The sequence below is a fragment of the Lysinibacillus sp. FSL K6-0102 genome, from assembly GCF_038003545.1.
Lineage (GTDB): Bacteria > Bacillota > Bacilli > Bacillales_A > Planococcaceae > Lysinibacillus > Lysinibacillus capsici.
Window position 1 is genome coordinate 4399584 of the sequence record NZ_JBBOPH010000001.1, and the last position, 18500, is coordinate 4418083.

16 protein-coding genes are annotated in these 18500 nt (G+C 36.6%); 4 read left to right on the forward strand and 12 right to left on the reverse strand.

Going from position 1 to position 18500, the window contains the following annotated elements; translation table 11 throughout:
* Positions 1-152: 152 nt before the first annotated feature.
* The 3 genes from NYE73_RS22345 to putP all read right to left on the reverse strand — a co-directional run bounded on the left by NYE73_RS22345 (position 153) and on the right by putP (position 4948).
* Positions 153-1640 (reverse strand): peptide MFS transporter, encoded by a 1488-nt coding sequence (locus tag NYE73_RS22345; protein WP_048394189.1) that lies wholly within the window; start codon positions 1638-1640, stop codon positions 153-155.
* 400 nt (positions 1641-2040) lie between these two features.
* A complete protein-coding gene (hflX, locus tag NYE73_RS22350) occupies positions 2041-3327 on the reverse strand; it encodes a GTPase HflX (RefSeq protein WP_259950558.1) in 1287 nt (428 codons plus the stop codon).
* 133 nt (positions 3328-3460) lie between these two features.
* Positions 3461-4948, reverse strand: a complete 1488-nt coding sequence (putP, locus tag NYE73_RS22355; RefSeq protein WP_066038005.1) for a sodium/proline symporter PutP — start codon at positions 4946-4948, stop codon at positions 3461-3463.
* Positions 4949-5146: 198 nt separating this feature from the next.
* Here putP and NYE73_RS22360 point away from each other — a divergent pair, with 198 nt between their 5' ends.
* Positions 5147-6307 carry a class I SAM-dependent methyltransferase gene (locus NYE73_RS22360; RefSeq protein WP_048394183.1) on the forward strand — a complete coding sequence of 387 codons (1161 nt, stop codon included), beginning with the start codon at positions 5147-5149 and terminating at the stop codon, positions 6305-6307.
* Between the two features lie 62 nt (positions 6308-6369).
* Here NYE73_RS22360 and NYE73_RS22365 read toward each other — a convergent pair whose 3' ends face one another.
* Together NYE73_RS22365 and NYE73_RS22370 are read right to left on the reverse strand one after the other, a co-directional pair.
* Positions 6370-7689, reverse strand: a complete 1320-nt coding sequence (locus NYE73_RS22365; protein WP_115673148.1) for an ABC transporter permease — start codon at positions 7687-7689, stop codon at positions 6370-6372.
* Position 7690: 1 nt separating this feature from the next.
* Positions 7691-8377 (reverse strand): ABC transporter ATP-binding protein, encoded by a 687-nt coding sequence (locus tag NYE73_RS22370; RefSeq protein WP_048394180.1) that lies wholly within the window; start codon positions 8375-8377, stop codon positions 7691-7693.
* A gap of 425 nt (positions 8378-8802) precedes the next feature.
* Here NYE73_RS22370 and NYE73_RS22375 point away from each other — a divergent pair, with 425 nt between their 5' ends.
* From NYE73_RS22375 to NYE73_RS22385, 3 genes are all read left to right on the forward strand, one after another.
* Positions 8803-9423, forward strand: coding sequence for a DUF47 domain-containing protein (locus NYE73_RS22375; RefSeq protein ID WP_004231927.1), 621 nt, complete (start codon positions 8803-8805; stop codon positions 9421-9423).
* 21 nt (positions 9424-9444) lie between these two features.
* Complete coding sequence (locus NYE73_RS22380) at positions 9445-10461, forward strand: inorganic phosphate transporter (RefSeq protein WP_004231925.1); 1017 nt, start codon at positions 9445-9447, stop codon at positions 10459-10461.
* A gap of 105 nt (positions 10462-10566) precedes the next feature.
* On the forward strand, positions 10567-12678 hold the full coding sequence (locus tag NYE73_RS22385; RefSeq protein ID WP_259950553.1) for an MMPL family transporter: 2112 nt from the start codon (positions 10567-10569) through the stop codon (positions 12676-12678).
* 46 nt (positions 12679-12724) lie between these two features.
* Here NYE73_RS22385 and NYE73_RS22390 read toward each other — a convergent pair whose 3' ends face one another.
* The 7 genes from NYE73_RS22390 to NYE73_RS22420 all read right to left on the reverse strand — a co-directional run bounded on the left by NYE73_RS22390 (position 12725) and on the right by NYE73_RS22420 (position 18469).
* A complete protein-coding gene (locus NYE73_RS22390; RefSeq protein WP_259950552.1) occupies positions 12725-13333 on the reverse strand; it encodes an alpha/beta hydrolase in 609 nt (202 codons plus the stop codon).
* 17 nt (positions 13334-13350) lie between these two features.
* Entirely contained in the window at positions 13351-13542 is a 192-nt protein-coding gene (locus tag NYE73_RS22395; protein WP_004231917.1) for a hypothetical protein, read from the reverse strand.
* 22 nt (positions 13543-13564) lie between these two features.
* Positions 13565-14029, reverse strand: a complete 465-nt coding sequence (locus NYE73_RS22400; protein WP_004231915.1) for a hypothetical protein — start codon at positions 14027-14029, stop codon at positions 13565-13567.
* A 134-nt stretch (positions 14030-14163) separates the two neighbouring features.
* A complete protein-coding gene (locus tag NYE73_RS22405; RefSeq protein ID WP_036079462.1) occupies positions 14164-14787 on the reverse strand; it encodes an NUDIX hydrolase in 624 nt (207 codons plus the stop codon).
* 11 nt (positions 14788-14798) lie between these two features.
* Positions 14799-15890, reverse strand: a complete 1092-nt coding sequence (locus tag NYE73_RS22410; protein ID WP_048394176.1) for an AI-2E family transporter — start codon at positions 15888-15890, stop codon at positions 14799-14801.
* A gap of 165 nt (positions 15891-16055) precedes the next feature.
* The gene (locus NYE73_RS22415) at positions 16056-17753 is read right to left on the reverse strand and encodes a M3 family oligoendopeptidase (RefSeq protein WP_048394174.1); all 1698 of its coding nucleotides are present in this window, start codon (positions 17751-17753) and stop codon (positions 16056-16058) included.
* A 140-nt stretch (positions 17754-17893) separates the two neighbouring features.
* The gene (locus NYE73_RS22420) at positions 17894-18469 is read right to left on the reverse strand and encodes a YdcF family protein (protein ID WP_259950545.1); all 576 of its coding nucleotides are present in this window, start codon (positions 18467-18469) and stop codon (positions 17894-17896) included.
* Between the last annotated feature and the right edge of the window lie 31 nt (positions 18470-18500).

The window sequence follows — 18500 nt, forward strand, 5'->3', positions numbered from 1 at the left end:
ATAATTTTCTACATAGAAACTTATACCCACATTCAACAAAATAACTACTTACGATAATATATTTCGCTCTCAGCCTCTTAGATAGACTTTTATTTAGATACAAAAAAAGATGCAAGTACAGTTTTTTTAATAACTGTACTTGCATCTTTCATTTAATTAATACCCTTCATCGCTTTTGAAATAATTGGTGAAAGCACCAATATAATAATCCCGACTACAATAGATAAGGTACCTAAGAAACCAAAGTATGTGAATTCGCTTACAACTTCATAGACCTTAACTAATTGCGCATTAATTGCTTGTGCTGCTGCACTTGTTAAAAACCATAAAGACATCGTTTGCGCTGCGAATGCCTGTGGTGCCAATTTCGTTGTGGCAGATAGACCAACTGGTGATAATAATAACTCACCAACAACCACTAAGAAGAATGACAATACTAACCATAAAGGACTCACTAATGTATCTCCACCAGACAGGTGTGCTGGAATCATCATCACTAAGAACGATAGACCCGCAAAGAACAATGCATATGAGAACTTACGTGGTGTTGTTGGCTGCTTGTCTCCCCATTTAAGCCATAGCATCGCAAATAATGGTGCCATTGTAATAACAAATAATGGGTTCAATGACTGGAACCAAGAAGATTGAAGCTGAATACCACCAAAACTTAGCTGTGTACGCTCATCTGCATAAGTCGCTAAAATAGTTGCTCCTTGTTCTTGAATAGCCCAGAACATTACAGCTGATAAAAATAAAGGAATATAAGCAAGTAGACGAGACTTTTCATCCTTTGTTGTTTTTTTACTGCGATACATATAAATAAAGAATGCAGTTGGAATTAATACACCTAGAGCTGTGATGATTAAACTAAATACATTCATTGTTAAAGTACCAGTTTTAATACCGATAGCACCCAAGATGATAATAAGTAAAGCTGCAACTCCGAATTGCGTAAAGACTTTTTTACGTTCTTCAGGCTTTAATGGGTTGTTTACTTGTAAGCCCGCTAAGCCTAAATATTTTTTCTCTGTTAATTTATAAACAATTAAACCAATAAACATACCCAGACCCGCTAAACCAAAGCCAAGGTGGAAGCTATATTTTTGTCCAATTGTTCCGACAATAAAAGGTGCAATAAATGCTCCCATATTAATACCCATATAGAAAATAGAAAAACCTGCATCACGACGGCTATCTGTTTCAGCATAAATGTCCCCAACAATACTTGAAACGTTCGGTTTTAATAAACCAGTACCCATAACGATAAATGCCATGGAAGCAAATAACATGCTCACACCACCAGGCAATGCTAGCAGTAAATGACCAATCATAATTAACACGCCACCATAAAAAATGGTTTTTCGTGTTCCTAAAACTCGGTCGGCAATCCATCCACCTATAATTCCAGACATATAAACAAGTGAGCCGTAGATGGCCATAATAGAGTTTGCTGTTCCGCGGTCTAGACCTAAGCCCCCGTCATGTAATTCGTAATACATAAAGAAGATAAGAATTGCTCGCATACCATAGTACGAGAAACGTTCCCAAAATTCTGTGAAAAACAAAGTAAAGAGCCCTTTAGGGTGTCCAACAAAACCATTTTGAGGGACAGATTTTACAACTTCATCTTTACTAGACATACAATACCCTCTCCCAATAAAAAATTATTCTACAAAAACACAACTACCCTAATATAAGGATAAAAAAACTTTGTTTCATCATACTAAAGCGTTTTATAAACTTTAGCAAGAGTTTTAAAAAATGTTGAAAATTTGTCATTTTTCTATAAATTCTGATTGATTATTAGATAAATTATTAAATCCTTTGATATATCTAAGTTTTCTCACACTTTATACCTAAAAGATTTTTAAATTTACAATGAATTATTCTAAAATATTTAAAATTCAGATTCCTTACTTTACTTGAAAATTAATACAATTTCTTGAGTACACGTTTTACCTTTGTTCTAGATTCTACTATTCCCTCTAATCACAAAAAGCATGCCAAAAATCTTTTGGCATGCTTTGGGAAGTACATTTTTTAATTAATTACATAGTGCTGATACTTTGCGTAATCTGCTGCTTTTACTTCAAGAGACAATAATGTCCCACCCTCTTCATAAGCTGTATTAAAAACAGAGGCATTCTCATTTAAATAAGAAACAACGTTCCCATGATCATAAGGTATTAACATTTCACACGTTACGTAATGCGAGAAGATGTGTTGACGAATTAGCTGTACTAATTCTTCTAAACCAACCCCATGCTTTGCTGAAATCCAAATATTATCTCCACTTACCACAGGATATGGAACATCTGCTATATCTGCTTTATTGTATACATAGATTGTAGGAATGTCCTCAACACCAACTGCTTTAAGTGTTTCGTTCGTCACATCCATCATAAATCCGTGCTCTGTATTCGAAACATCCACCACGTGGAGTAAAAGATCTGCATCTCGCGCCTCTTCCAAAGTGGAGCGAAATGCCTTCACTAAATGGTGAGGTAATTTACTAACAAAGCCTACAGTGTCTGTCAGTAAAAAGGTCTTCTTATCAGGTAGTTCAATCTGACGAACAGAAGTTTCAAGGGTAGCGAAAAGCATATCCTTCTCAAAGACTTGTTTGTGCTCTTCTTGTCCTATTTGTGTAAGCAGTTGATTCATAATCGTTGATTTCCCAGCATTTGTATAGCCTACAATCGATACAACCGGAAGAGCGTTTTTACGACGCTGTTTACGCTGCGTTTCTCTCTGTTCCTTAACGTGCTCTAGATCCTTTTTAATTTTAGCAATTTGATCTTCAATTTTTCGTCGATCCAATTCCAGCTTTGTCTCACCAGCACCACGGTTTTTAAAGCCTCCCCCAGTACCTCCACCCTGACGGCTTAAAGAGGCATGCAAACCCACTAAACGAGGTAGCATATATTGAAGCTGTGCTAATTCCACCTGCATTTGGGCTTCACGTGTTTTTGCGCGCCTTCCAAAAATATCTAAAATAAGCATTGTTCGATCAATGACCTTCGTTGCTAAATCACGCTCCAAATTACGGATTTGCGAAGGAGACAGTTCATCATTAAAAATCACGAGGTTTGCTTGTGCTTCTTCATAAAAATTTTTGATTTCTTCTATTTTACCTGTACCCACATAATGGGAAGGTGTCACACGTTCCAAATTTTGCGTGACAGTCCCAACCACTTCTACATGCAAGGCCTCAGCTAAATTTTGTAACTCTTCCATAGAATAGTCAAAGTGCTCATCATTTCGTAAATTCACGCCAACTAGTATGGCCTTTTCAATTAATACATCAACTTCCTTAATTCTATCCATTAGAAACCTCCCACCAAAGCTTGGTGTCGCTACGACAAATTTTCTTCATCTTACCATAATATACCCTTTTTCGTATTTGAAGATCATCGTTAACTTTCCTAAAAAATGCGCCTCATGGAAAGGCGCATCTCAACTATTTTCTTTCTTCTTTTAGAAGGGCTTCTGAGCGTGTGAACTCTTCTTCAATTTCTTTATTTGGTTTATATGTCAGTATACTGACAACAACCGCAACAATTAAACAAACAATAAAGCCAGGAACAATTTCGTACAACGCACTTGATAAAGCATCTACTTTACCCCAAATAAACGCAGTTGCAGCCCCTGTTACCATTCCGCTAAGTGCTCCGTAGTTTGTTAACTTTCTCCAATATAAAGAAAGTAAAATAACAGGTCCGAAGGCTGCACCGAATCCTGCCCAAGCAAAGCCAACTAAGCTTAAGATAGAACTATCTGGATTCCACGCTAGGATTGCTGCAATAATTGCAACAACTAATACAGCCATACGCCCAACAAAAACGTAATGCTTATCGTCTGCTGTTTTATTAAATAATGCTTTATAAATATCCTCTACAAGTGCTGAAGAAGTTACGATTAATTGAGAAGAAATTGTACTCATAACAGCTGCTAAAATAGCCGCCAGCATAATACCTGCTATAAATGGATGGAATAAAATCTGACCAAGTACAATAAATACTGTTTCAGCGTCTTTTAGCTCACCAGCATTTTGCTGATAATAGGCTACACCAACCAAGGCAGTTCCAATAGCTCCAAATAAGCTTAACATCATCCAGCCAATACCAATGCGTCGTGCTTGCTTCGTTTCTTTAACGGAACTAATCGCCATAAAGCGGACGATAATATGAGGCTGTCCAAAATAGCCTAATCCCCAAGCAACTGAAGAAATGATCCCTGCTGCTGTCGCAGTGGCTGGTAATAAATTTAGAAGATCTGGATCAACAGATTTAATAGATGAAATGGTTTCACCTATACCACCTGTTACAAATAAACCAAATAGCGGTACCATAATAAGTGCTAAAAACATAATAAGACCTTGTAAGAAGTCTGTATAACTTACCGCTAAAAATCCGCCAAAAAGAGTGTATGCTACAACTACAGCTGACACAATTAATAAGCCTGTGTGGTATTCATAACCAAATGAACTATCGAAAAACTTGCCCCCTGCTACCATTCCTGACGATACATAAAATGTAAAGAATATGAGGATGATGATACCTGAAGCAATTCTAATAAGCTTCGTATGATCACGTAATCGATTATCCAAATAACTTGGAATAGTAATGGAATCATTTGTAACCTGTGTATATACCCGTAAACGTGGTGCCACAAGTAGCCAGTTTAGGTAAGCTCCTATTGTTAATCCAATTGCAATCCAAGCTTCCACAAGACCTGATAAAAATATCGCACCTGGTAAGCCCATTAGGAGCCAGCCAGACATATCCGCAGCACCCGCACTTAGCGCAGTAACCGCTGGACCTAAGGAACGACCGCCAAGCATATAATCTGTTAAATTAGATGTTTTAACAAATGCATACCAGCCAATTGCTAGCATGGCGATCATATAAATAACAATCGCTAATAATTGATACATGTTATCCGACATATTTTCTCCTCCTTATTAATCCTTAGTATCACCAATTCAAAAAGAATTACTGTATTTAAGATACCACGAATATACAATTCCACCTATAAATACTCGGAATTTTTATTAAATTTATTCCGAATACCAAAGATGCCATTGTCTTTTATAAAATGTGTTAAACTAGTGCCATCTATAACACAATAAAGTAGGCGAAAATGTATGACATTTGAAGAAATGAAAGCTCTGCTCACTGAGCAAATTTTGCAACAAAAGCTTGTGACAGCTACAATCAGTCAACCACGTATGAAATCAAATGAAATAAAACGTATAAAATTAAAACCATTAATGTTAAAAAATCAGTACCATATACAAATTGAATACCAATATGAACGGATTTTAAAACATGAAAATATTCTATTGGCTCATTTACCTTCCAAGCTTGACGCGTTTTTTGAGGAGTATCGTCAAGCTCATATTGATTTCGTAGATGAAACGGTACAAGTACAATTATCAAAAAAGAACAAAGTCCTTTGGAAATCAGATAAAACAGCTTCACCTAAACAAGTCCATCTAAGCCATAATCGTAAAAAAAATTATTTACTATCTGATGATCAACCCTATCCATTTTTAATTCGACTGGGGGTACAAACAGAAGAAGGAAAGGTTAAGAAACAAAAGTATGATAAATTTAAACAGATTAACCGCTTCATTGAATTTATAGATGATGCCTTAACCTATTTACCTCAGGATCGACAGGTGAGGATTTTAGATTTTGGTTCAGGAAAATCCTACTTAACCTTTGCTTTGTATCATTATTTAAAAATTGAAAAAGGCTTAGACATTCGTGTTACTGGTTTAGATTTAAAAAAAGAGGTTATTGAAGAGTGCTCAAGAATAGCACAGGATCTAGGCTATGATCAGCTAGAATTTCTTGTAGGAGATATCAATGATTATAATGATGAAAGTGCTGTGGATATGGTGGTGACACTCCATGCATGTGATGTAGCGACAGATATGGCCTTGGCTCGTGCTGTGAAATGGGGAGCAAGTGTCATTCTAAGTGTGCCTTGCTGTCAGCATGAGTTAAATCGTCAACTAAATACACCTGCTCTCGATATTATGTTGCAACATGGACTTGTTCGAGAGCGATTTGCGGCACTTGCTACAGATGCTATTCGAGCTGAAATTTTATCGCTTGTTGGCTATGAGGCACAGCTTTTAGAGTTTATCGATATGGAGAATACACCTAAAAACATATTAATTCGAGCCTATCAAACAGGTAAAAAACCAAATGAAGAGCAACGTGCCAGCTATGATGCCTTCTTAAAATTATTGAATGCAACACCATTTTTAGCGAATGAGTTAAAAGAGTATTTATAACATACAGATGTACTTCAATCCAAATAAAAGGCGATCCAATGTTGATTGGACCGCCTTTTTTATTATAACTCTTGTCGTAAAGCTTGAATAACGTCGATTTTTGTTGCTTTACGTGCTGGGCGATAACCTGAAATCATCGCTACACCAACACTAATGGCTGCTGCAATAATGACTAGTTGCCATGGAATAAGAGAAAATGTTATATCATTTGTTGCAAAAGCTTCCTCCCCTGTTGCCGCCTTAAGAATTAATGGTAATGCTGCATTAGCCGCAAAGCTAATAGCATACGAGATGACAACCGCAATTAGCGTACCAAAAATACCGATAAATGTGCTTTCCATTAAAAATAACCGTTGTATAAGCTTCGGACTTGCCCCAATTGCCTTTAATACACCAATTTCACGTGTTCGCTCTGTGACAGCCATTGTCATTGTATTAAAAATACCAATGGAAGCAATCAACACAGCAATTGTACCAACAAAGATTAAGCCAATTTTTAAGACAAGGAAAAATACATTCATTTGATCTAGTTGCTCTGTTACTGAATATACGCTATAGCCCTTATCTTTTAACTTCTCTAAAATCGGCTTTACGTTTTCTAATGTATCCGCATAAATATTAAATTCAGAGTAAAACAGCTCATCCTCTGCCATGTTACTATCTGTAGATAAATTTTCAACCCATACTGCTTTTTGCTCTTTGTCCATATGAATAGCGTTATCAACCATCCAATCATAAGAAGGTTTCTCCATTACGCCAACAATTGTATAGCTCATTTTTTGCTTTTCATCATTTGTACCCGTGTGAGGAACTAAGGACAGATCTATGTTCTTTCCAATCAATGATTCTTTATAGCCCTCTTCACTACCATCATAATACGTACCCTCAGCTTCAGCCTTTTTACTTTTTTCCGCAATGACATCACGTTCTCTTTCATTCAATAATGTTTGAGCAAAATGATACCCTACAACAATTTCATTAGATTTCGTTGGATAACGCCCTTTTGCAAGCTTTCCATTTACCTGTTCAAAGTCCTGCATATCTGACAATATTAAATTAGAAGTAGTATCACGATCTTCAAAAAATGATTGTGCGGTAGCATTGACACTAATTGTTTCAAGCACCGTTTCTACATGTTCCATTTTTTTAATTTCTTGTACTTGTTCTTCAGTTAATTGCTTATCGCCATATACTTGAATTTTTGTAACTGTTTCGTTTGAAAGAATTTCATTACGTAAAGATTCCTGTAAACCAAAACCAACGGATGCTAGCACGATTAAAAAGGCACAGCCCATCGTTGCAGCTAGTATCGTCATAAACACACGCAGCTTATTTTTCTTGATATGCTGTGTTACAAAATCTAATTGATCCTTAAATAACATGTTAAGCTTCCTCCTTTACAAGTTCTCCATCGTACATGCGGAAGCGTCTATGTGCGATAGTAGCTACTTCTTCATCGTGCGTGATAATGACAAAAGTTAGCCCTAATTCACGATTTAAACTTTGAATAAGCAATAAGATATCCTGCTCGGTTTCTGAATCGAGACTCCCTGTTGGCTCATCAGCAAGTAATATAGGAGGATTCGTAATAAGGGCTCGTGCAATGCTGACACGCTGTTGCTGTCCACCTGACAATTCATTGGGATAATGGTCTGCTACTTCTGTCAAACCAACCTTGTCCATTAATTTCTTCACTTTTTCTTTGCGCATAGCCTTACGCAAACCCTGTAGCTTTAAAGGTAATTCGATATTTTCAAAAGCAGTTAAACCAGGCATTAATTGAAAGTTTTGAAAAATAAAACCGAATTGACGTAAACGGAAGGCAGCACTTTCTGTTTCAGTTAGATGGGCTGTTTCCTTTCCATTTACTTTAATAGAGCCCTGTTCAGCCTTCATAAAACCAGCTAGAACTTGTAATAAGGTCGATTTTCCTGAGCCACTTTTACCTACAATGGCCACAATTTCTCCTTTATGGACCTCGAAGTTCACACCTTTCAATACCGGCACTTGCTTTTCCTTCCCTCGTTTTCCAATTAAAAATGTATGTTGTAAGTTTTCAACCTGAATCATTAGTTAATAAACGCTCCTTTCCTATTCATTTTCCATTGTAGTAAACAATTCTTAATAAAGAGGGAGGATAAAAATGAAGATATTCTTAAGAATAAGAAGGTACTCTTCTGGTTATCAAATGAATTTACAATACCTTTACAATTCGAATGCGCTATTTTTATTACCTTCTATTATCTTTCGTGTCTTAATCTGTACTAATAAGTCACCATTACAGAAGAATAGCCATTTATAACAAGGTTTTATCTGTACTCATAAAAATAAATACAGCTGGATTACCTTATATTTTGTGAACGAATTGTATATTACAGCAATGTAAATTTTCATGTCGATTAGTAAATTTTTATGTAGATAAATTAAAGATTTTGTTATGATAGTAAAGTTTAGAGGTCGATTAATTTATTTATATCCAGGAGGATTCGATTCACATGCTTAACTCAAAAAAACAAGACCCTTTCTTTATTGCATTGCATAAAATTGCTGAAAATATGAGAGAGGCTGTACATTACGCAAATGATTTTCGTATTAACAGTGTAGCTGACCTAAAAGAGATTAGCATTACAATGAAAAATTATGAAACTGCTGGTGATAAGCTTATTCATGAACTGATTGTCATGTTAAACAAATCATTCATGACACCTATTGAACGTGAGGATATTTTAGAGCTCGCCATTCGTATGGATGATGTTTTAGATGGAACAGAACACTGTATTGCACACTTTGAAATGTTTTCGCTCACTGAGATTGATGAATCTATGCGCATTTTCTTAGGGTTTATTTCAAAAAGTGCTGATGAAATAGTCAAAGCGACAGAAGAGTTAAAGAAAAAGAATCTAATTGGCATGCGTCCACACGCAATTCTTATTAAAGACTATGAACGTGAATGTGATGAGGTACAACGTACTTCTATTAAGAAGTTATTTTTAAATGAAAAAGATCCAATCCGCCTCATTAAATTTAAGGATATTTATGAACAACTTGAAGATATCGCTGATCATTGTCAAAACGTAGCAAATACTATGGAAACAATTATCATGCGTAACGCATAATTAGGAGATGGGCACTTTACAATGAACACAATCATTATATTAACCGTACTGGTCGTCATCTTTGCCCTAACATTTGACTTTATCAATGGCTTCCATGATACAGCAAATGCTATTGCAACTTCGGTTTCTACTAGAGCATTGCCGCCACGCACGGCAATCATTATGGCGGCAACTATGAACTTTATTGGTGCTATCACCTTTGTAGGGGTTGCAAAAGCTCTAACAAAAGATATTGTAGATCCTTTTGCATTAAATGCTTTTGAAGGAGACACAACTGGCTCAGTCGTTATTTTAGCTGCATTAATTTCAGCTATAATTTGGAATTTATTGACATGGTATTTCGGTATTCCGTCAAGTTCTTCACACACATTGATCGGGTCTATTGCCGGTGCTGCAATCGCATCCGCTGGTTTTAATGTGTTAAACTATGGCGGCTTTACTAAAATCATCATGGCTTTAGTGTTTTCACCTTTACTTGCTATTTGTGCAGGCTTTATTATGATGACTCTTTTTAAACTATGGTTTAAAAATTTAAATTTATATCGGACGAATAAAGGTTTCCGTACAATGCAAATTTTTACTGCTGCCATCCAATCGTTCACCCATGGTACAAACGATGCACAAAAAGCGATGGGGATTATGACGATGGCGTTAATCGCTGGTGGCTTGCACACTGGAGATGAAATACCTTTCTGGGTGCGTGCTGCTGCAGCTACAGCAATGGGGCTAGGTACGTCAATTGGTGGTTATAAAATCATTAAAACGGTTGGCGGTAAGATTATGAAAATCCGCCCTGTTAATGGTGTTGCGGCAGATTTAGCATCTGCTACTGTTATTTTTGGCGCTACGCTAATCCACTTACCAGTTTCAACAACACATGTCATTTCTTCATCCATTATGGGTGTTGGTTCAGCACAGCGTGTGCGTGGTGTAAACTGGGGTATGGCTCGAAAGATTGTTACTACTTGGGTGATTACAATGCCAATTTCTGCCGTTATGGCATCTGTTATTTATTTCATATTATCATTATTCTTTTAATAGTAAGACTCCTGTCCAAAAAGTGGATGGGAGTCTTTACTTTGTCACACGACAAAATGTGACACATCCTTTACACTAATTGAAAAGGGGGATGTATAAACAACTATGAAAACTTTTTCAGCTTTTATTACAGCACATGCGAAAGCAATCGTAGTCATATGGCTTATTATTTTTCTAGCAATGGCGTACTTTGCTTTACAGCTTCCAGGCAAACTTCAAGGTGATGGTTTCTTTGTCGAAGCAGATCATACCTATGTTACCAACGAGCTAGCAGAAAAATTTGATTTACCATCTAATACGATTTTGGTTGTCTTTGATCCAGCTGAAGATCAGAAAATTGAAGACACTTTAAAAAAATTAGATAGCATAAAAGAGATTCATTCTATTCAATCACCTTTAGAAGACTCCTCTTTACGGAAAGATGGTATTGCCTATGCTATGGTTCACATAAAGAACGATGTAGAAAACCTGCCTGACATTGTTGAGGAATTCCGTTCATTAATTGAAAAAGACGGAATTAGTATCACTGGAGGGCCTGTTATTTCTGCTGACATAAATACTGCTAGTCAAAAGGATTTGGCATCAGCTGAGGCCATTGGATTGCCAATTGCCATCGTGGTTCTCTTATTAGCGTTCGGTACAGTTGTTGCTTCTATTTTGCCAATCGTCATTGGTGTTGTGACAGTGGTTACCGCCTTTGGTATGATGACACTGCTCAGTACTAATGTAAATCTATCTATTTTCGTCTTAAATATTGTTCCAATGCTTGGGCTGGCTTTAAGTATTGATTTTGCATTGCTGTTTATTAATCGTTACAGAGAAGAACGCACACATACTTCTATTGCTCAAGCCATTCAAACTGCTATTCAGACAGCAGGTCGTTCTATCATTTTCTCCGCAGTCTGTGTCATGATTGGCTTAGGTGCGATGATTGTCATTGATGTAGAAATTTTTCATAATATCGCCCTAGGAGGCACTATAGTCGTCCTGTTAGCCGTTCTTTCTGGTTTAACATTACTTCCTGCCACTATGATGCTATTAGGAGATAGACTTAATAAATGGCGCTTAATACGCGTTAAACCAGGTGGGGCAAATCGTTGGCGTGGCTTTGCAGGTTTTGTCATGAAACATCCAGTAGCTATAGTGATTTCAGCATTATTATTACTAGGCATCGGCATGATCCCTTTAAAGGATATCCAATTAACCATTCCACAGGTGGACTCCTTACCTACGAAATATGATGCTCGTGCAGCATACGATAAATTAGATGAAACGTTTGGACTAGGTGAATCTTCTACATTATATTTGTTGGCTGAACGAAAAGATGGCTGGGAGGATACTGAGGGTAGAGAGCTAATTTATACTATTCAAGAAAAGCTATTAAAGGACCCATTAGTGACTAATGTTTCAACTATTTATACAGCTGCTAACATTCAAACACCAGAGGAGCTTTCTGCTTCTTTAGCTATTCCACAGGTTGCTGAACAATTAAAACCTGTTATTAATTCATTTTCAAAGGATACACAGCTCTTTGTTCCAATTACAATTGATGCAGCAGGTTCTTCCTCTACAGCTCAAAAATTTGCCCGAACATGGATGGACAAAGACCTGGGCGTGGATTTTGCACTTGGTGGACCAGCTAAATTCAACCAAGAAATCTTTGATGAAATTGCTAATAAAATTGTTTTAGCTATAGCAATTATTATCGTTTCTACATTCTTTATTTTAATGTTGGCATTCCGTTCTATCTTAATTCCGTTAAAGGCAATAATCATGAACATTATTGGGCTTTCATCTGCATTCGGGATACTCGTTTATATTTTCCAATATGGTCATTTTGGTATTGAAGCAAGCTCCATCGTGCTAATCATTCCAGTTATTGTTTTTTGTCTTGTATTTGGCTTAAGTATGGACTACGAAGTCTTTTTAATTTCTCGTATCCAAGAGGAATATTTAAAGGGCTCCGATAATACGCGTGCAACAATTGATGGCTTAACATCCACTAGCCGAATAATTACATCTGCAGCGCTTATCATGATTGTTATTACAGGTGCATTTGCCTTCACAGATGTAATGCCTGTAAAGCAAATTGGTGTGGGTATCGCTATTGCTGTTGCCATTGATGCAACAATTATTCGTCTTATGCTTGTGCCTAGTCTCATGAAGCTGTTTGGTGATTGGAACTGGTGGCTTCCTTTCTCAAAGAAAAGTAAATAACATAAAGAAAATCCGCCTCCCTTATAAAAGGAGGTGGATTTTTCAATTAAGCGTAGATGCTTTTATACCATTCTTTTGCAGCTTGTACTTCAGGCATTGTTAGTTGATGACCAAAATTAAACCATTTCGTCGTTACTGTTGCACCTGCAGCACTTAAAAGAGTTTCTAAATCCTCAGACTCCTGTGCTGTACACATCGGATCATTCGTACCAGCACCGATAAACACAGGTGTTGGAGAAAGTTGCGGTAATTCAATACCACGTCTTGGTACCATTGGGTGATGCAAAATAGCTCCGGCTAACGCATCATCGTAGTGGAATAATAAGCTTGCTGCAATATTAGCACCATTCGAATACCCTATTGCTACAATTCGTTGACGATCAAAGCCATATTGCTGTGCTGACGTCTGTAAAAATTCATGAAGCTCCTTTGTACGAAAGATTAAATCCTCAATATCAAAGACACCTTCGGCTAATCGGCGGAAAAATCGTGGCATTCCATGCTCAAGTACATTTCCGCGAACACTTAAAATATTGGCTGTTTCATCTATTTCTTTTGCCAGCCCAATAAGACTTTCCTCATTACCACCTGTACCATGTAGCAATAATAATGTCGGCTTCGTTTCGTCTGTACCTTTATAATAAATATGTTGCACTGACAGTCACCTCTCAATTATCTTGAATTCGAGATAATTGTAGCCTGTGGCAAAATTAAATTCAAGCTCTTTGACTTATTAATTTCACGATTTTCACGATTTGGCTGTTCTTCGTGATTTTTATAAAAATTAGTAATGGTATAAACTGAAAATAAACATGCCGCAATCACAACAACAATAACAATTCCCACTAATTTTTTTCCGTTCATCTATCATGATCCCCCGTATTTCTTATTTCTTTGTACGAAAGCCTTCTTCTAGTAAATATTCCTTTGCTGCCTCATACGTACCAAATGCCTCTTCCAGATTGTCTCCATGATACACGTTCCACGAACGTTGCTCAAAAGCTAGCTGTAACTGACTACCATCGCGACTATGCCAAATCTCTACAATTGGCTCCTGCTCTTCTACTTCTTCAGATAAATATTGGATTGCGTCTTCAATAATTTCACGAAGTTGTTGTTCATCGTAATCGCGGATATTTACTAATCCTTTATCATTAGCCTCATTCTCATAACGTAATAAATCTCCTACAAAGACAAAGCCATTGCCGTTTGGATGTAATTTCTCAACTACAATCGTCTTTTCGTAAAGACTGTCCATGTAATGATAATTTAGGCGCTTTAAAGAAATTTCTTTTTTTGTTAGCTCAGAAAACGATTCAATAATCGCTTGTTTTTGTTCAAATGTTAGCATATAAAAAATGCTCCTTTTCTTTACAATCTATCTAACAGTATAACTCATTTTTTCCTATTATATCGTGTCGTTTCTAAATCATTTTTGCGCAAGAAAATAGGACAAGCTAATATTATAGCTTATCCTATTTAAACTTATGAGGTTTGATTAAATATTTTTTCACGTGTGAATTTTATCACCTGTGCAACATACAATTCCCGATAAGGAACAAATTGTGCAGTACCTACTGGTCTGACAATTCTCACACGTTGACCATCAGGGAAATATTCATACCCTTCAATATTAAGTGTCGTCGTTTCTCCCAAGAAGAAAGCCTCCGCCTCATTTAGCCTCGCTCTAACTACACCCGATACTTCTTCATACTGCAAAGCAAAGGAATCCCAATCATGCTTGAAAGGATATATGTAGACATGGCAAAATTCATTGTCGATCATATTTTCAGAAACGATACTACAAGATGTCATGCCCATTTTAACAACTTCATGGACATCAATATTAAGTCCCAATTCTTCTTTTACTTCTCGAATGCCTGACTCTACTGTCTCAATCGCTAAAAGATGTCCTGCTGCTGTAATATCGAGTAACCCTGGATAATCCTTTTTCTGTGAACTACGTACTTGAAAATAAATATAGTCTTCATTTACAAGCCAGCAATGAAAAGTCTCATGCCAAAGCCCCTTTTCATGCACTTCCGCTCTCGTAGCTGTCCCAATTTGCTCATGCTGTTCATTAAATACCTTTACAATTTCTTGTTCCATTGTTTCGACTCCTATACTGACTTCGTCGCTTTTTTCTTAATTGCATTACGTTGATCATAAATATTGGATACGATAACCTTTAAGACTGCATAAAATGGTACAGCGATAATAATACCAATAAAACCTGCTATATTACCTGCCGCTAAAATAATTGTAATAACGGTAAGGGGGTGGATATCAAGTGATTTCCCCATGACATTAGGTGTAATAAAGTTGCTGTCTATTTGCTGAGCAACCAGCGTCACAACCGAAACCCACACCACTAAAATTGGATCTTGAATAACTGCCACAATCAGGGCTGGCGCAAAGGCAATCCAAGGCCCGATAAATGGAATCATATTCATAAAGAATGCAAAAATCACTAGTAATAACGAATAGTCTAATCCGATAATTAAATAGCCTACATACATTATTAGTGCTAATAAAAAACTAATTTGCAGTTGGCCCTGAATGTAGGTACGTAATACATCATCAATTTCACTTAACGTTTTCTTTACCCATTGCTGACGTTCACCACTGAAATATTTATAGATGGATGGAGCAAACTTCTCATGATCCTTCAGCATAAAAATAAAGAAGAACGGAATTAAAATGGCTAATAACGACACAGATACAATGGATTGTAAAAAGGACACAAAACCTTTACTCGCCACTACTGCAATATCTTGTACCGAATTCGCCATTTTTTCGATAACATCATTTAATTGCTCAGGGAAGTTATCCTTATTTTGCGTTACATAGTCTGTTAATTGCTGGATGCTCGTACTAATACTCGTACTAATCATAGGGGCATTTTTCACTAATTTATTGACCTGCTCGGCAATCGGGTTACCAATAATCCAGCCAAAAATACCTACCATTGCTATTAGTCCGAACACAATCGTCAATATACTTCCCCATCGAGGAAATCTACGTTTTTCTAAAAATCTCTGAATTGGTTCCGTCACATAATAGAGAACACCACCAAGTAGTAAAGGCACAAAAATGGCTTTTAATATGATGACAAGCGGTGAAAAAATCCAATGAATTTCTATAAAATATTTAATGATTAATAGTGTAAGTAGTATCCCTACCCCTACTTGAAACCAAACTTTCCTTGTCACTTTCTTTCACTTCCTTTAATAGCAGTTACTGAAAATACTACTGATATATTAACCATTTCGCAAGTATCCTAGTATTTTTTTACAGAACTCCTCTGACAAACTAAAAAATTCGCTCACTTCCCCAATAATAGTTATCGTGGAAGTGAAACGAATTTAAGTCATCAATTATAGAGAAGAATCATCTATGGAATTTAAGAATGTCTCAATTTCTCCAATAACCGATTCAACACAGCCATCCTCAAATGGCGAGATTAAACCTGCCTCTTTTACAAGCTTTGTAAAGGACATAGAGCCACCTAAACCACAAAGATGAATATAGTCTTTCCAAGCCGCTTCAAATTCTTCACGTGAACGTTTCCAGAATTGGAAGGCACAAATTTGCGCTAACGTGTAATCAATGTAGTAGAATGGACTTGCATAGATGTGAGCTTGACGTTGCCAAATGCCCCCAGCCTCTAGGTAGCTGTTATGATCATAGTCACGGTGTGGTAAATACGTTTCCTCAATTTTTTTCCATGCAGCTTTACGTTCAGCAGGAGTCATTGTTGGATTTTCATAAATAACATGCTGGAACTCATCTACTGCCACACCATATGGTAAGAATAAAAGACCACTACTTAAATGTGTAAATTTATATTTCTCTGTATCACCTTCAAAGAACAGCTCCATCCAAGGCCAAGTAAAGAATTCCATACTCATCGAGTGAATTTCACAAGATTCGTAGGTTGGCCATAAATACTCAGGAATGCCAATGTTACGACTTGAATAAACTTGGAAAGCATGTCCAGCTTCATGTGTTAATACATCGATGTCACCTGAAGTACCGTTAAAATTTGAGAAAATGAATGGGGAATGATAGTTTTCAATAAACGTACAATAACCGCCACTTTCTTTCCCTTTCTTCGCTACAAGATCCATTAAGTCATGGTCAATCATGAAATTAAAGAACTCTCCTGTTTCAGGTGAAAGTTCCTCATACATTTTTTTACCGTTTGCTACAATCCACTCAGGATTCCCTTTTGGTGTAGCATTACCTGATAAGAAGTTAAGTGCTTCATCATAAAATTTGAAATCTTCAATGCCAATTCGCTTTGCCTGACGCTCGTAAAGCTTCGTTGCAACAGGCACAATTAAATCACGTACCTGATCACGGAATTTTTTAACCATATCAGCATTGTAATCAATCCGATTCATACGAATATAGCCTAGTTCAACATAGTTGTTATAGCCAAGTTTAATCGCAATTTCATGGCGTACCTTGACAAGTTCATCATATAAACGATCGAATTCATCTTCATGCTGTGCAAAGAAGCCAAAGCGAGCATCCGTTGCTGCCTTACGTGTTTCTCGATCCGTTGACTCTGCAAACGGACCAAGCTGAGCGAGTGTTAATGTTTCCCCATTAAAGTCAATTTGTGCAGATGCAACAAGCTTATTGTACTCAGAAACAAGTCTGTTTTCTTTTTGCATCAAATCAATAACTTCTGGTGAGAAGCCTTTAATTTGATAAGTTGCTAGATCAAATAATTGTTGACCCCATTTTTCTTCTAATTGCTCACGAAATGGTGAATCAATTAAAGCTTTATAGTATTCTGTCGTTACTTCTTCTAACTCAGGACCTACTTCATCGAAATAATCACGTTCTGCTTGATAAAATTCATCGTTCGTATCGATTGAAGCACGAATATATACTAAATTAGCCATTGTCGCAAAGTCATTACTAATTGCATTGTGCTTTTCAATGATATTACTTTGCTCGTCCATCGATTGTGCTTGTTTAAATTGCTCAATGAGTGCTAACTGCTGCTCTTTCATTGATGCCACATTTGGACGGCTGTATTGATATTCTTTAAACGTTGTCATAAAAGTCCCCTCTTTCTGTCCTATACCCCGTAATATTTCTATTATATGCCAAATAGAATCTATTAAGAAACAATTATCTCTTTTCTGTTCCATGATTTTTTGAGAAAGAAGCAGTTCCTAAATATAATGGCGTTGTTGTTTTAATAGCCCACAATATATGTTTTTAATAACGCCGCCCTTTCTCTTATTCTTAATTTTGCTTCTACTGATTTTGGTGTTCTTGCTGATAGAACATCTACTTCAAAATCTAACGATTCAGCAAGATATTTTGCACGTTTCAAATGGAAGTCATTTGAAACGATGGTAATTTTCTTTGTCTCTTTTGGTAATAATTCTTTAGAGAATACTAAATTTTCATAAGTAGATGTAGATTGATCTTCTATGATAATTCTCGCGGCATCGATGCCATGCTGTTCCAAATAGTCTTGCATTACAGATGCCTCTGTACGATCTTCATCAGGTCCTTGTCCACCTGACACAATGACCTTAATATGTGGGTATTTTGTTAAGTATGGAACAGCCACCTCTAATCTACTTTTTAATGAAAGCGATGGTACACCACCTGGCCTAACTTTTGCTCCCAATATAATCATATAATCAGCTGAACCATTGGCCTTCGGTTCCATACCCTGATCAATTTCTTTTCCCAGCCAAATATAAAGAACGATTCCAATACCGATTAAAATAACACCAATTGTCATCAGCCACCTTCTCACAAATCATTCCTCCTTTACCTTTTATTAACGA

Excerpts from the sequence above, each read along its gene's own strand:
- NYE73_RS22345 (WP_048394189.1), bottom strand. The coding sequence starts at position 1,640 with ATGTCTAGTAAAGATGAAGTTGTAAAATCTGTCCCTCAAAATGGTTTT.
- hflX (WP_259950558.1), bottom strand. The coding sequence starts at position 3,327 with ATGGATAGAATTAAGGAAGTTGATGTATTAATTGAAAAGGCCATACTA.
- putP (WP_066038005.1), bottom strand. The coding sequence starts at position 4,948 with ATGTCGGATAACATGTATCAATTATTAGCGATTGTTATTTATATGATC.
- NYE73_RS22360 (WP_048394183.1), top strand. The coding sequence starts at position 5,147 with ATGACATTTGAAGAAATGAAAGCTCTGCTCACTGAGCAAATTTTGCAA.
- NYE73_RS22365 (WP_115673148.1), bottom strand. The coding sequence starts at position 7,689 with ATGTTATTTAAGGATCAATTAGATTTTGTAACACAGCATATCAAGAAA.
- NYE73_RS22370 (WP_048394180.1), bottom strand. The coding sequence starts at position 8,377 with ATGATTCAGGTTGAAAACTTACAACATACATTTTTAATTGGAAAACGA.
- NYE73_RS22375 (WP_004231927.1), top strand. The coding sequence starts at position 8,803 with ATGCTTAACTCAAAAAAACAAGACCCTTTCTTTATTGCATTGCATAAA.
- NYE73_RS22380 (WP_004231925.1), top strand. The coding sequence starts at position 9,445 with ATGAACACAATCATTATATTAACCGTACTGGTCGTCATCTTTGCCCTA.
- NYE73_RS22385 (WP_259950553.1), top strand. The coding sequence starts at position 10,567 with ATGAAAACTTTTTCAGCTTTTATTACAGCACATGCGAAAGCAATCGTA.
- NYE73_RS22395 (WP_004231917.1), bottom strand. The coding sequence starts at position 13,542 with ATGAACGGAAAAAAATTAGTGGGAATTGTTATTGTTGTTGTGATTGCG.
- NYE73_RS22400 (WP_004231915.1), bottom strand. The coding sequence starts at position 14,029 with ATGCTAACATTTGAACAAAAACAAGCGATTATTGAATCGTTTTCTGAG.
- NYE73_RS22405 (WP_036079462.1), bottom strand. The coding sequence starts at position 14,787 with ATGGAACAAGAAATTGTAAAGGTATTTAATGAACAGCATGAGCAAATT.
- NYE73_RS22415 (WP_048394174.1), bottom strand. The coding sequence starts at position 17,753 with ATGACAACGTTTAAAGAATATCAATACAGCCGTCCAAATGTGGCATCA.